This window comes from Variovorax sp. CF313 (assembly GCF_000282635.1).
In the GTDB taxonomy this organism is placed as follows: Bacteria; Pseudomonadota; Gammaproteobacteria; order Burkholderiales; family Burkholderiaceae_C; genus Variovorax.
In genome coordinates this window covers 1-12978 of sequence record NZ_AKIW01000006.1, presented here as the reverse complement: position 1 = coordinate 12978, position 12978 = coordinate 1, and the positions used below count along the sequence as shown (strand labels likewise).

Below are 12978 nucleotides of genomic sequence, written 5' to 3'. Positions count from 1 at the left end.
GCGCCATGATTCCGTTATCGATCCTCGACCTCTCCCCGATCACCGAAGGCAGCGACGCCGCGCAGTCGTTCCGCAACTCGCTCTCGCTGGCGCAGCATGGCGAGAAGCTGGGCTACGCGCGCTACTGGCTGGCCGAGCACCACGGCATGCCGGGCATCGCGAGCGCGGCCACTGCGGTGCTGCTGTCGTATGTGGGGGCGGGCACGTCGACCATCCGCATCGGCGCCGGCGGCGTGATGCTGCCGAACCATTCGCCGCTCGTGATCGCCGAGCAGTTCGGCACGCTGGAGTCGCTGTACCCGGGGCGCATCGACCTCGGCCTCGGGCGCGCACCGGGCTCCGACCAGCGCACCGCGCGGGCCTTGCGGCGCAACCTCGAATCGGACGCGGACCAGTTTCCGCAGGACGTGATCGAGCTGATGGACTTCATGTCGAAGACGCCGCAGCAGCCGGTGCGTGCCGTGCCCGGCGCGGGGCTCGAGGTGCCGGTGTGGATCCTCGGTTCGAGCACCTTCGGCGCGCAGCTCGCGGCGCACCTGGGCCTGCCCTACGCCTTTGCCTCGCACTTCGCGCCGCAGCAGATCATGCAGGCCATCCAGATCTATCGCGAAACCTTCAAGCCCTCGGCGCAGCTGCAGAAGCCGTACGTGATGCTGGGCTTCAACGTGTTCGCGGCCGACACCGATGCCGAAGCCGAGTTCCGCGCCACCTCGTGGCAGCAGGCTTTCGTGAACCTGCGCAGCGGCCGGCCGGGGCGCCTGCCGCCGCCGGTGGAAAACTACCGCCAGAAGGTCGGGCCGGCGGAGAACGCGCTGCTCGACTCGGTGCTGTCGTGCTCGGCGGTCGGCTCGGTCGAGACGGTGAAGAAGGGCGTGGAAGCTTTCGTCGCACGCACCGGCGCCGACGAACTCATGATCACCTCACAGGTGTTCGACCATGTCGCCCGGCTGCGCTCCTACGAGCTGCTGGCCGAGGCGTTCGGGCAGACGAAGCGGTAGCTGCGGTCAAGCTGCCCGCTTGCGGGCTTCCTCGTCGACGAGGTCCTTCTTCGAGAGCTTGCCCACGGGCGTCTTGGGCAGCTCGGCGCGGATCTCCAGTGCGCCGATCATTTCGTGCTTGCCGAGGCGGTTCTTCAGGAAGATCTTGAGTTCGTCGAGCGTCAGCTCGGGCGCGCCTTCCTTCAGCTTCACGAAGGCCTTGGGCGACTGGCCGCGGTACTCGTCGGGAATGCCGATCACGCAGACCTCGGCCACCGAGGGGTGCTCGTACACCGCCTCTTCCAGCACGCGCGGATAGACGTTGTAGCCGCCGCAAAGCAGCATGTCCTTGGTGCGGTCGACGATGTAGAGGTAGCCGTCGGAATCCATCTTCGCCACGTCGCCGCTGCGGAAGTAGCCGTCGGCCGTCATCGACTCGGCCGTGGCCTTGGGGTTGTTCCAGTAGCCCTTCATCACGTTCGGGCCCTTGATGCAGAGCTCGCCAGCCTCGCCGAAGGCGGTGACGTCCTTCGAGGGATCGTCCAGGCTCACGAGCTTGATGCGCACCTGCGGCAGCGGCATTCCGCACGAGCCTGCCTTGCGCAGGCCGCGTGCGGGCGTGAAGGTGCCCACGGGCGAGGTCTCGGTCATGCCCCAGCCCTCGTTGAGGTGGCAGCCGGTGAGCTCGAAGAAGCGCTGCTCCACTTCCACCGGCAGCGGCGCGCCGCCGGAGCCGCAGAACTTGAGCGAGCGCAGGTCCATCTCCTTCGCCTTGGGGTGCGAGAGGATGGCGGTGTACATCGTCGGCACGCCGGGGAACACGCTGATCCGGCTGGCGGCGAGCTCGTTCATCACCGCGTCGACGTCGAAGCGCGTGTGCAGCACCAGCGCCGCGCCCAGGCGCACGCCGAGCAGCATCGCGGCGCTGAGCGCGAAGATGTGGAAGAGCGGCAGCACCACCAGGAAGCGCTCGGTGCCCTCGGCCAGGATGGGCGGATCGCCCTTGGTCGACTCGTAGTACTGCGCCGAGGCCGACGTGAGATTGGCGTGCGTGAGCATCGCGCCCTTGGGCAGGCCGGTGGTGCCGCCGGTGTACTGGAGCACCACGATCTCTTCGGCGAGGTCGCCCAGCGGATAGGTCTTGTGGGCGCCTTCGCTCCTGAGCAGGTCGGTGAAGCGCACGTGCCGGTCGTCCACGGGCACGGGGGCGATCTGGCCGGCGCCCTGCAGCTGGGCCTGCACCTTGTCGCCCATGGCGCCGTAGTCGCCGAGGCTGCCGACCACCAGCGTCTTCAGGCGGGAGTTGTCGAGCAGGCGCGCCATCTGCGGGTAGAGGTTGACGAGGTCGAGCGTGATGAGGATGTCGGTGCGGCTGTCCTCGATCTTGTGGGCCAGCACGCGCTCGGCGTCGAGCGGCGAATAGTTCACCACCGTGCCGCCGGCTTTCAGCACGGCGAAGAAGGCGATCGGGTAGTGCGGCGTGTTCGGCAGGTAGAGGCCCACGTGCACGCCGGGTTTCACGCCCAGGTCCTGCAGGCCCTTGGCCGCGCGCTCGACGGCGGCGCCGAGTTCGCGGTAGGTGATGACCTGGCCCATGAACTCGACGGCGGAGCGCTCGGGCCAGCGCTCGACGGCCTCGTCGAGCATCTGCTGCACCGGCTTCACGGGCAGCTCGGCGTCCCAGCGCATGCCCTCGGGGTAGGCGCGTGTCCAGGGGAGGGTGTCGCCAGCATTCGCGGCGTTGGAAGGTGTGGCCATGCGTCTTGTCTCCGCTTGCGGTTGTCTCGTGAATGGCGTGGCGGGTCTTGCTGCCGCCTTCGTCCGGAATCACTTTAGCGCCGGCCCTCCCGTCGATGGCCTTCGGGCTGACAAACCGGCGACACGGGTTTTCCCGATTTCCCACACGCCGCAGGCCCCTTGCGCGGGGCTGGGACAATAGGGGGCTTATGGCAAAGCATCGGATCGTTGTAGGACTCAGCGGCGGAGTGGACTCCGCGGTGACGGCGCACCTGCTCAAGCAGCAGGGGCACGAGGTGGTCGGCATCTTCATGAAGAACTGGGAAGACGACGACGACAGCGAATACTGTTCGTCGAACATCGACTTCGTGGACGCCGCCAGCGTGGCCGACGTGCTGGGCATCGAGATCGAGCACGTCAACTTCGCGGCCGACTACAAGGACCGCGTGTTCGCCGAGTTCCTGCGCGAATACAAGGCCGGCCGCACGCCGAACCCCGACGTGCTGTGCAACGCCGAGATCAAGTTCAAGGCCTTCCTCGACCATGCCATGCGGCTCGGTGCCGAGAAGATCGCGACCGGGCACTATGCGCGCGTGCGCCTGAACGAGGGCACCGGCAGGCACGAACTGCTCAAGGGGCTCGATCCGTCGAAGGACCAGAGCTACTTCCTGCACCGCCTGAACCAGGCGCAGCTGTCGAAGACGCTGTTCCCGGTCGGCGAACTGCACAAGACCGAGGTGCGCCGCATCGCGGAAGAGATCGGCCTGCCCAACGCGAAGAAGAAGGACTCGACCGGCATCTGCTTCATCGGCGAACGGCCGTTCCGTGAGTTCCTCAACCGCTACATCTCCAAGGAGCCCGGCCCCATCAAGGACGACCGCGGCCGCAAGCTGGGCGAGCACCAGGGGCTGAGCTTCTACACGCTGGGGCAGCGGCAGGGGCTGGGCATCGGCGGCGTGAAGGAGAGGGGCGCACAGCGCGGCTCGGGCGACCATTCGCCGTGGTTCGTGGCGCGCAAGGACGTCGAGAAGAACACGCTGTGGGTGGTGCAGGGGCACGACCATCCGTGGCTGCAGTCGTCGGCGCTGAAGGCAGACGATGCGAGCTGGGTCTCCGGCGAGCCGCCGGCGCCGGGCAGCTACGGCTCGAAGGCGCGCTACCGGCAGGCCGATGCGGCCTGCGAAATGGATGCCGGGGAAGACTCCGGCGCCGCCTTCGCCTTGCGCTTCGGTGAGCCGCAATGGGCCGTCACGCCGGGGCAGTCGGCCGTGCTCTACGACGGTGAACGCTGCCTTGGCGGCGGCGTCATCGTCTGACTCAGGGCGCCGAGCGCACCGATTCGTCGACGTGGACCACGTCCAACGGGTGGCGCTTGCCCGCCAGATGGTCTTCGATGCACTGCAGCAGCAGCGGGCTGCGGTGCCGCGCCACGCTGGCGCGGATTTCATCCGCCGTCATCCAGACGGTGCGCACGATGCCTTCATCGAGCGGGCGGCCTTCTTCGAACGGGCCCAGCGTGCCCGCGAAGGCGAAGCGCATGTAGGTGGTGTCTTCGCCCCGCTCGGCCAGCGGCCGGGAGCGCGCCATGTAGACGCCGATGAGCGCCGTTGGCGTGAAATGATGGGCGGTTTCCTCGAGGGTTTCGCGCACGCAGCCCTCGGCCGGGGATTCGCCGGGGTCGAGGTGCCCCGCGGGCGTGTTGAGCCGCAGGCCATCGGCAGTCTGCTCCTCGACCAGCAGGAAGCGCCCGTCGCGCTCGATCACCGCGGCCACGGTGACGTTGGGTTTCCAGCGCGGGCCTGCTGCCATGTTTTCGGCCTTCTTATTTCAGCGCGTAGCCGCTGAAGCGCCAGACACGATCGCTGTCGAGGTGAAAGCTCACGAGTTCGCGCAAGGTGCCGTCGGGCTTGTTCGCGAAGCGGGTCTCGTATTCGACGCTGACGTACTGGCCGGCCGTATCGCCGTCGGCGTCGGCCACGATCTGGCGGTTGACCGACACCCAGATGCGCATCTGCGGTGCGCCGATCGGGGCGCGGCTCCTGGCGATCTGGGTGGTGAAATCGTTGCGCGTCACGCGCTTGCGGGCGGCGGGGGTGGCGCCGTCCCACAGTTCGCCGGCCTTGCCCTGGTCGATCATCTGGATCACCTGCATGCCGCCTCGCACCATGTCGCTGGCTTCGACCTCTTGTGCGGCGGCCGGGCCGAACCAGCTCCAGAGCAACGTGGCTGCGAGCAGCAATCGGATCATCGGGTTCATTCGTCTCAATCTTTCTGGGGGCTCACAGCCAATCCTGCAAGGCTGGGGGCGCAACGGTGGAAACCGTTCGAGACTTTAGCGTGCCGGAGATTCCCGGCTCAACGCACGCCGGTCCCCGACAGCGCATCGGCCTCGATCGTTTCCAGCCTGTACCCCAGGCCGTAGATGGCCAGCAGCAGGAAACCATTCGCGGGGCGCAGGTCGAGCTTGGTCCGCAGGCGCGAGATGTGGGTGTCGAGCGATCGCGACAGCGCCTCGACGCCAAGGCCCCAGACGGCCTCGTGCAGGTGTTCGCGCGAGAGCAGCCGCCCGAGGTTCTGGAACAGGAACAGCGCGAGTTCGTACTCCCGGTTCTTCAACTCGACCTGCACCCCGCGAACCTTCAGGAGCCGCGAGGGCGGATAGAAGTGGTAGGGGCCGAAGATCAGCTCGGCCTCGTGCTGGGCCGGGTAGGAGCGGCGCAGCAGCGCATTCACGCGAGCTTCGAGTTCACCGGCGCGGGCGGGCTTGACCATGAAGTCGTCCGCGCCCGCATTGAGGCCTTCGACCAAATCTCCCTCGTCGTGCCTGTCGGTCACGAAAAGAATGGGAAGCCGGCTATTGAGTTCGCGGCGGATGGACTTCACGACGTCGGGGCCCTTCATGTCGGGCAGATTCCAGTCGAGTATCAGCAGGTCGAAGGTCTGCCGGCGCATCGCCTGCAACAGCGCCCTTCCTTCCGTATAGGAATGGCACTCGTGCTCGAGTGCCGTCATGGTTTGGCTGATCCGCTTGGGTTGATCTACACCGTCGTCGAGTACTGCAATTCGCATTCCATCCCCTTCTTCCTCCTTCGTCAGTCTCGGTGAGCTGACGATTTGGGGTCGAAGTGTATCCATCTGCGACTAACGTAAAGTTCAAAGGCCGCAACTAATGCACGCAAATCGCGTTTTCCAGATTAATTGTTAATAAATTTGGTGACGATTGGATGCAAATGGCGGATTTGATTGTGAATCTCATTAATGACTGTTAACAATTTTTTACTGGACAAACGGCCTTAATTTTCTTGGCCAGTCGAGGATGGACGCGTGTCGCCTCCCTCGAACGCGCTATCGAATATCCGAATTCGCTATTGAATGAATAGCGGTGGCGACAACGTTCATCGGCACTTTGGGGCGAAAACCACAGAGCGTTTTTGCGACAACGAAGGCTTGTAATCTTGCTGTAAGCTCTGCCCGCGTTCCGTTTGCCCCTTGCTCTGAGGAGATCTCTATGCTGATAGGCGTGCCTGCCGAGACACTGGCTGGCGAAACCCGCGTGGCTGTTACACCCGAAACGGTGAAGAAACTGGTGGCCTCGGGGCACACCGTACGGGTGCAGTCGGGGGCTGGCGTTGCCGCCAGCGTCACCGATGCCGCCTACCAGGCCGCCGGTGCCGAGATCACCAACATGAACGCCGCATTCGCCGCCGACATGGTGCTCAAGGTGCGCACGCCCACCGATGCGGAGACCGCGCTGCTGAAGTCCGGCGCCGTCGTCATCGGCATGCTCAATCCCTTCGATGCCGCAGGCCTGCAACGCCTGGCCTCCGCCGGTGTCACCGGCTTCGCGCTCGAAGCCGCCCCGCGCACCACCCGCGCCCAAAGCATGGACGTGCTCTCGTCGCAGGCCAACATCGCCGGCTACAAGGCCGTGATGATCGCGGCCGACAAGTACCAGCGCTTCTTCCCCATGCTGATGACCGCCGCCGGCACCGTGAAGGCTGCACGCGTGGTCATCCTGGGCGTCGGCGTGGCGGGCCTGCAGGCCATTGCCACCGCCAAGCGCCTGGGTGCCGTCATCGAGGCTTCCGACGTGCGTCCCAGCGTGAAGGAGCAGATCGAATCGCTGGGCGGCAAGTTCATCGAAGTCTCCTACGACACCGATGAAGAAAAGGAAGCAGCCGTCGGCGTCGGCGGCTACGCCAAGCCGATGCCCGCGAGCTGGCTCGCGCGCCAGCAGATCGAAGTCGCCAAGCGCGTGGCGCTCGCCGATGTCGTCATCAGCACTGCACTCATCCCGGGGCGCGCCGCGCCGACGCTCATCACCGAGGACATGGTCAAGTCGATGAAGCCGGGTTCCGTCATCGTCGACATCGCAGCCGGCAAGGGGCCCGACGGCGTGGGCGGCAACTGCCCGCTGTCGGAGGCCGACAGGACCGTGATCAAGCACGGCGTGACCATCGTGGGCGAGACCAACCTCGCCGCGCTGGTCGCGGCCGACGCCTCGGCGCTCTATGCACGCAACGTGCTCGACTTCCTCAAGCTCATCGTCACCAAGGAGGGCGCGCTGAAGATCGACCTCGAGGACGACATCGTCGCCGCCTGCCGCGTCACGCAGGACGGCCAGGTCACGAAGAAGTAAGCGAACACGCGAGGAGAAGAACCCATGGATCCCGTTTCCCATACCGTCATCAACCTGATCATCTTCGTGCTGGCCATCTACGTGGGCTACCACGTGGTGTGGACCGTCACGCCCGCGCTGCACACGCCGCTGATGGCCGTGACCAACGCCATCTCGGCCATCGTGATCGTGGGCGCCATGCTGGCGGCCGCGCTCACCGAAACAGGCCTGGGCAAGACCATGGGGGTGCTCGCGGTCGCTCTCGCGGCGGTGAACATCTTCGGCGGCTTCCTCGTCACGCGGCGCATGCTCGAGATGTTCAAGAAGAAGGAAAAGAAGGCCGCACCGAAGGCTGACGCAGGAGCAGCCCAATGAGCATGAACGTCGTCACGCTGCTCTACCTGATCGCCAGCGTCTGCTTCATCCAGGCCTTGAAGGGCCTGAGCCATCCCACCACTTCGATCCGCGGCAACGTCTTCGGCATGGCCGGCATGGCCATCGCCGTGCTCACCACCGGCGCGCTGATCTACAACATCGCCGGCGGCCACCTCATGGGCCTGGCCTGGGTGCTGCTGGGGCTGGTGGCCGGCGGCGGCTACGGCGCCTGGCGCGCCAAGACGGTCGAGATGACCAAGATGCCCGAGCTGGTGGCCTTCTTCCACAGCATGATCGGCCTGGCGGCGGTGTTCATCGCGGTCGCGGCCGTGGTCGAACCCGCGGCCATGCTCGAAGGCATCGCCAAGGGCGCGCCCATCCCCACCGGCAACCGGCTCGAGCTGTTCCTGGGGGCGGCCATCGGCGCCATCACCTTCAGCGGCTCGGTCATCGCCTTCGGCAAGCTCTCGGGCACCTACAAGTTCCGCCTGTTCCAGGGCGCGCCGGTGCAGTTCGCGGGCCAGCACATGCTGAACCTCGTGCTCGGCCTGGCCATGATCGGCCTGGGTCTGGTGTTCATGTTCACCGAGAGCTGGCCGGCCTTCTTCGCGATGCTGGCGCTGGCCTTCGTGATGGGCGTGCTCATCATCATCCCGATCGGCGGGGCCGACATGCCGGTGGTGGTGTCGATGCTCAACAGCTACTCGGGCTGGGCGGCCGCGGGCATCGGCTTCAGCCTGAACAACGCGATGCTGATCGTGGCGGGCAGCCTCGTGGGCAGCTCGGGCGCGATCCTGAGCTACATCATGTGCAAGGCGATGAACCGCTCGTTCTTCAACGTGATCCTGGGCGGCTTCGGCGGCGAGGCGGTCAGCGCGGGCGGCGGTGCGAAGGAACAGCGTCCGGTCAAGAGCGGCAGCGCCGACGACGCGGCCTACATGCTGTCCAACGCCGAGACCGTGATCATCGTGCCGGGCTACGGCCTGGCGGTGGCGCGCGCGCAGCATGCGGTCAACGAGCTGGCGGAGAAGCTCACGCACAAGGGCGTGACGGTGAAGTACGCGATCCACCCGGTGGCCGGGCGCATGCCGGGCCACATGAACGTGCTGCTGGCCGAGGCCGAGGTGCCGTACGACCAGGTGTTCGAGATGGAAGACATCAACGGCGAGTTTGCGCAGGCGGACGTGGCGATCATCCTGGGGGCCAACGACGTGGTGAACCCGGCCGCGCTCACCAAGGGCACGCCGATCTACGGCATGCCGATCCTGGAGGCCTACAAGGCCAAGACCGTCATCGTGAACAAGCGCTCCATGGCCGCCGGCTATGCGGGCCTGGACAACGAGCTGTTCTACATGGACAAGACGATGATGGTCTTTGGCGACGCAAAAAAAGTAGTGGAAGATATGGGCAAGGCCATCGAATAGGCCGAAGGTCCACGCCCGCGCAGCGGGCGAGCTCTTCGCGGCGCCACCTCGTGCGCCGTTTTCGTTTTCAACAGTCCGACTCCCGGAGGAGACAAATCCAATGACCGATCGTCCCTGGCTCAGCAGCTATCCGCAGGGCGTGCCCGCCGATATCGATGCCTCGCAGTACACCTCGCTGGTCGCACTCATGGAAGAGAGCTTCGCGAAGTACGCCGACCGCACGGCCTACAGCTTCATGGGCAAGGACATCAGCTACGGCGAGACCGACAGGCAGAGCAAGGCCTTCGCAGGTTACCTGCAGAGTCTGGGCCTGGCCAAGGGTGACCGCGTGGCGGTCATGATGCCCAACTGCCCGCAGTACCCGATCGCGGTGGCGGGCACCCTGCGCGCCGGCCTGATCCTGGTCAACGTGAATCCGCTGTACACGCCCCGCGAACTCGAGCACCAGCTCAAGGATTCGGGCGCGAAGGCGATCGTCATCATGGAGAACTTCGGCACCACGCTGCAGCAATGCATCGCAGCCACGCCGATCAGGCACATCGTGCTGGCCTCCATGGGCGACCGCCTCGGCTTCCTGAAGGGTGCGCTCGTCAACTACATGGTGCGCAACGTCAAGAAGCTGGTGCCCCAGTTCAGCCTGCCGGGTGCGGTGCGTTTCAACGAAGCGCTCGACAAGGGCGCGAGTGCTTCGGTGAAGCCCGTGGCCATCGGACCCGACGACGTGGCCGTGCTGCAGTACACCGGCGGCACCACCGGCGTGTCGAAGGGCGCAGTGCTGCTGCATCGCAACGTGATCGCGAACGTGCTGCAGTCCGAGGCGTGGAACGAGCCGGTCATGAACAAGGTGCCGGCCGGCGAGCAGCCCACCAGCGTGTGCGCCCTGCCGCTGTATCACATCTTCGCGTTCACGGTCGGCATGATGCTGAACATGCGCACGGGCGGCAAGCTGATCCTGATTCCGAATCCGCGTGACATCGCGGGCGTGCTGAAGGAACTGTCGAAGCACACCATCCACAGCTTCCCGGCCGTCAACACGCTGTTCAACGGGCTGGCGAACCACCCCGACTTCAACACCGTCAACTGGAAGAACCTCAAGGTCTCGGTCGGCGGCGGCATGGCGGTGCAGGCCGCGGTCGCGAAGCTGTGGCTCGAGAAGACCGGCTGCCCGATCTGCGAAGGCTACGGCCTGTCGGAAACCTCGCCGTCGGCCACCTGCAACCCGACCAACAGCACTGCCTACACCGGCACCATCGGCCTGCCGCTGCCGAGCACCTGGCTCAAGCTGCTCGACGACGACGGCAACGAAGTACCGGCCGGCGAGCGCGGCGAAATCGCCATCAAGGGCCCGCAGGTGATGGCCGGCTACTGGCAGCGCCCCGACGAGACCGCCAAGGTCATGACGCCCGACGGCTACTTCAAGAGCGGCGACATCGGCGTGGTCGACGAGCGCGGCTACTTCAAGGTGGTCGATCGCAAGAAGGACATGATCCTGGTGTCGGGCTTCAACGTGTACCCGAACGAGGTCGAGGACGTGGTTGCACTGATTCCGGGCGTGCTCGAATGCGCCGCGGTCGGCGTGCCCGACGAGAAAACCGGCGAGGCCGTGAAGCTGGTGATCGTCAAGAAAGACCCTTCGCTCACGGAAGCGCAGGTGCGCGAATACTGCCGGGCAAACCTTACGGGTTACAAGCAGCCGCGAATCGTGGAGTTTCGTAGCGACATGCCGAAGACACCTGTCGGAAAGATCCTTCGCCGCGAGTTGCGCGACGCGAAGAAGTAAGGGTTCGGCCCGGTGAGGGCTGCGGCATCGATCTTGCATATTCGCGGTCGATGTTTCGATTCCTCCTGACCCGCGTGAGCCTGCTGGTGCCGACCTTCATCGGCATGACGCTGCTCGCTTTCTTCCTCATCCGGCTGGTGCCGGGCGACCCCATCGAGACGATGGCCGGCGAGCGCGGGATCGACCCCGTGCGCCACGCCCAGCTGCGCACCGCGTACGGCTTCGACAAGCCGGTGATCGTGCAGTACGGCATCTACATCGGGCGCGTGCTGCACGGCGACCTCGGCAAGTCGCTGATCACGCAGGACACGGTGATGAGCGAGTTCCTCGCGCTCTTTCCGGCCACGGTCGAGCTCGCGGCCTGCGCCATTCTTTTCGCGCTGCTGCTCGGGCTGCCGGCAGGCATCCTCGCGGCAGTGCGGCGCAATTCCATCTTCGACCACGGCGTGATGGCCACCTCGCTCACCGGCTACTCGATGCCGATCTTCTGGTGGGGGTTGCTGCTGATCCTGTTCTTCTCGGTGCAGCTCGGGTGGACGCCTGTGTCGGGCCGCATCGCGGTGCAGTACTACATCGAGCCCGAAACCGGCTTCCTGCTGATCGACTCCCTGCGCGCCGGTGACATCGGTGCCTTCTGGTCGGCATCGCACCACCTGATCCTGCCGGCCATCGTGCTCGGCACGGTGCCGCTCGCGGTCATTGCGCGCATGACGCGCTCGGCCATGCTCGAAGTGCTGGGCGAGGACTACATCCGCACCGCGCGCGCCAAGGGGCTGTCGCGCTTTCGCGTGGTGGGGCTGCATGCGCTGCGCAATGCGCTGATCCCGGTCGTGACCGTCATCGGGCTGCAGGTGGGCGTGCTCTTCACGGGCGCCATCCTCACCGAGACCATCTTCTCCTGGCCCGGCGTCGGCAAGTGGCTCATCGAGGCCATCGGCCGGCGCGACTATCCGGTGCTGCAGGGCGGCATGCTGCTGCTCGGAGGAATCGTGATGCTGGTCAACCTGTTGGTCGACGTGGCCTACGGCGTCATCAACCCGCGCATCAGGCACTGAAGCCATGGCGACGACACAACAAGCAGTCCCGGCCGGCACAAGAAGCGCGGCGCCCCCAGGACCCTGGCGCGAGTTCTGGACGGCCTTCTCTGCCAACCGCGGCGCGGTCATCGGGCTCGCCACCATCGTCGTGCTGCTGCTGGTCGCGCTGTTCGCGCCGTGGATCGCACCGCACGCGCCCAACGAGACCAACAGCGCCGTCTTCCTGCTGCCGCCAGCGTGGCAGCAGGGCGGTTCCGCGAGCTACCTGCTCGGCACCGACGCGATCGGGCGCGACATCCTCTCGCGCCTGATGCACGGCGCACGGCTGTCGCTGTCCATCGGCGTCGCGGTGGTGGCCATTTCGGTGGCCGTGGGCGTGGTGCTCGGGCTGATCGCGGGCTTCTTCCGCGGCGTGCTCGAGATCGCGATCATGCGGTTGATGGACATCGTGCTCACGATGCCGAGCCTGCTGATGGCGATCGTGATCGTCGCGATCCTCGGGCCGGGGCTGATCAACGCGATGATCGCCGTGGCCATCGTCGTGCTGCCGCACTATGTGCGCATCACGCGTGCGGCCGTCATCGCCGAAATCTCGCGCGACTACGTGACCGCCGCACGCGTGAGCGGTGCCGGCACGCTGCGCCTGATGTTCCGCGAGGTGCTGCCCAATTGCGCCGCACCGCTGATCGTGCAGGCCTCGCTCGGCATCTCGACCGCCATCCTCGATGCGGCCGCGCTCGGCTTCATCGGCCTGGGGGCGCAGCCGCCGTCGCCCGAATGGGGAACCATGCTGGCCGACGCGCGCGAGTTCGTGCTGCGCGCCTGGTGGGTCGTCACCTTCCCGGGCCTGGCGATCCTTGCGGCCGTGCTGGCCTTCAACCTGCTGGGCGACGGGCTGCGCGATGCGCTCGACCCCAAATTGAAACGATGAACAGTATTGACCGCCTCATTCCAGGGATACCGCGGAACCGGCTTTGCCGGGCCGCAGGTATCGCCCCCTGCAAGGGGGTCGGCGCAGCGACACGAAGTG

General features: G+C 66.0%; 12 protein-coding genes. 8 read left to right on the top strand and 4 right to left on the bottom strand.

Annotated elements, in window-relative coordinates; translation table 11 throughout:
- Nucleotides 1–5 precede the first annotated feature (5 nt).
- Nucleotides 6–998 (top strand): LLM class flavin-dependent oxidoreductase, encoded by a 993-nt coding sequence (locus PMI12_RS01865; protein ID WP_007828445.1) that lies wholly within the window; start codon nucleotides 6–8, stop codon nucleotides 996–998.
- A 6-nt stretch (nucleotides 999–1004) separates the two neighbouring features.
- Here the strand turns inward: PMI12_RS01865 and PMI12_RS01860 are convergent, their stop codons facing one another.
- Entirely contained in the window at nucleotides 1005–2735 is a 1731-nt protein-coding gene (locus PMI12_RS01860) for a long-chain-fatty-acid--CoA ligase (RefSeq protein WP_007828444.1), read from the bottom strand.
- A gap of 188 nt (nucleotides 2736–2923) precedes the next feature.
- On the opposite strand from PMI12_RS01860, the gene mnmA reads away from it, so the two are divergent.
- Entirely contained in the window at nucleotides 2924–4030 is a 1107-nt protein-coding gene (mnmA, locus tag PMI12_RS01855) for a tRNA 2-thiouridine(34) synthase MnmA (RefSeq protein ID WP_042672646.1), read from the top strand.
- A 1-nt stretch (nucleotide 4031) separates the two neighbouring features.
- On the opposite strand, the gene PMI12_RS01850 is transcribed toward mnmA, so the two are convergent.
- From PMI12_RS01850 to PMI12_RS01840, 3 genes are all read right to left on the bottom strand, one after another.
- On the bottom strand, nucleotides 4032–4523 hold the full coding sequence (locus PMI12_RS01850) for an NUDIX hydrolase (protein WP_007828442.1): 492 nt from the start codon (nucleotides 4521–4523) through the stop codon (nucleotides 4032–4034).
- Nucleotides 4524–4536: 13 nt separating this feature from the next.
- The gene (locus tag PMI12_RS01845) at nucleotides 4537–4971 is read right to left on the bottom strand and encodes a DUF4019 domain-containing protein (protein ID WP_007828441.1); all 435 of its coding nucleotides are present in this window, start codon (nucleotides 4969–4971) and stop codon (nucleotides 4537–4539) included.
- A gap of 98 nt (nucleotides 4972–5069) precedes the next feature.
- Nucleotides 5070–5783 carry a response regulator transcription factor gene (locus tag PMI12_RS01840; protein WP_042672645.1) on the bottom strand — a complete coding sequence of 238 codons (714 nt, stop codon included), beginning with the start codon at nucleotides 5781–5783 and terminating at the stop codon, nucleotides 5070–5072.
- 439 nt (nucleotides 5784–6222) lie between these two features.
- Between PMI12_RS01840 and PMI12_RS01835 the strand changes: the two genes are divergently transcribed.
- The 6 genes from PMI12_RS01835 (at nucleotide 6223) to PMI12_RS01810 (ending at nucleotide 12879) form a co-directional block, all read left to right on the top strand.
- Nucleotides 6223–7353, top strand: coding sequence for a Re/Si-specific NAD(P)(+) transhydrogenase subunit alpha (locus PMI12_RS01835; protein WP_007828439.1), 1131 nt, complete (start codon nucleotides 6223–6225; stop codon nucleotides 7351–7353).
- A gap of 24 nt (nucleotides 7354–7377) precedes the next feature.
- A complete protein-coding gene (locus PMI12_RS01830) occupies nucleotides 7378–7707 on the top strand; it encodes an NAD(P) transhydrogenase subunit alpha (RefSeq protein WP_007828438.1) in 330 nt (109 codons plus the stop codon).
- Nucleotides 7704–9131, top strand: a complete 1428-nt coding sequence (locus tag PMI12_RS01825; RefSeq protein WP_007828437.1) for an NAD(P)(+) transhydrogenase (Re/Si-specific) subunit beta — start codon at nucleotides 7704–7706, stop codon at nucleotides 9129–9131. Before PMI12_RS01830 ends, PMI12_RS01825 begins: the two co-directional genes overlap by 4 nt.
- Before the next feature lie 100 nt (nucleotides 9132–9231).
- Nucleotides 9232–10911 carry a long-chain-fatty-acid--CoA ligase gene (locus PMI12_RS01820; protein WP_007828436.1) on the top strand — a complete coding sequence of 560 codons (1680 nt, stop codon included), beginning with the start codon at nucleotides 9232–9234 and terminating at the stop codon, nucleotides 10909–10911.
- Between the two features lie 50 nt (nucleotides 10912–10961).
- Nucleotides 10962–11966: an ABC transporter permease subunit gene (locus tag PMI12_RS01815; RefSeq protein ID WP_007828434.1), complete on the top strand. Its 1005-nt coding sequence runs from the start codon at nucleotides 10962–10964 to the stop codon at nucleotides 11964–11966.
- Between the two features lie 4 nt (nucleotides 11967–11970).
- A complete protein-coding gene (locus PMI12_RS01810; RefSeq protein ID WP_007828433.1) occupies nucleotides 11971–12879 on the top strand; it encodes an ABC transporter permease subunit in 909 nt (302 codons plus the stop codon).
- The last annotated feature ends 99 nt before the right edge of the window (nucleotides 12880–12978 follow it).

Coding starts and splice junctions, on each gene's coding strand:
- PMI12_RS01825 (WP_007828437.1), top strand. CDS start 7,704: ATGAGCATGAACGTCGTCACGCTGCTCTACCTGATCGCCAGCGTCTGC.
- mnmA (WP_042672646.1), top strand. CDS start 2,924: ATGGCAAAGCATCGGATCGTTGTAGGACTCAGCGGCGGAGTGGACTCC.
- PMI12_RS01845 (WP_007828441.1), bottom strand. CDS start 4,971: ATGAACCCGATGATCCGATTGCTGCTCGCAGCCACGTTGCTCTGGAGC.
- PMI12_RS01860 (WP_007828444.1), bottom strand. CDS start 2,735: ATGGCCACACCTTCCAACGCCGCGAATGCTGGCGACACCCTCCCCTGG.
- PMI12_RS01840 (WP_042672645.1), bottom strand. CDS start 5,783: ATGCGAATTGCAGTACTCGACGACGGTGTAGATCAACCCAAGCGGATC.
- PMI12_RS01810 (WP_007828433.1), top strand. CDS start 11,971: ATGGCGACGACACAACAAGCAGTCCCGGCCGGCACAAGAAGCGCGGCG.
- PMI12_RS01835 (WP_007828439.1), top strand. CDS start 6,223: ATGCTGATAGGCGTGCCTGCCGAGACACTGGCTGGCGAAACCCGCGTG.
- PMI12_RS01830 (WP_007828438.1), top strand. CDS start 7,378: ATGGATCCCGTTTCCCATACCGTCATCAACCTGATCATCTTCGTGCTG.
- PMI12_RS01820 (WP_007828436.1), top strand. CDS start 9,232: ATGACCGATCGTCCCTGGCTCAGCAGCTATCCGCAGGGCGTGCCCGCC.
- PMI12_RS01815 (WP_007828434.1), top strand. CDS start 10,962: ATGTTTCGATTCCTCCTGACCCGCGTGAGCCTGCTGGTGCCGACCTTC.
- PMI12_RS01865 (WP_007828445.1), top strand. CDS start 6: ATGATTCCGTTATCGATCCTCGACCTCTCCCCGATCACCGAAGGCAGC.
- PMI12_RS01850 (WP_007828442.1), bottom strand. CDS start 4,523: ATGGCAGCAGGCCCGCGCTGGAAACCCAACGTCACCGTGGCCGCGGTG.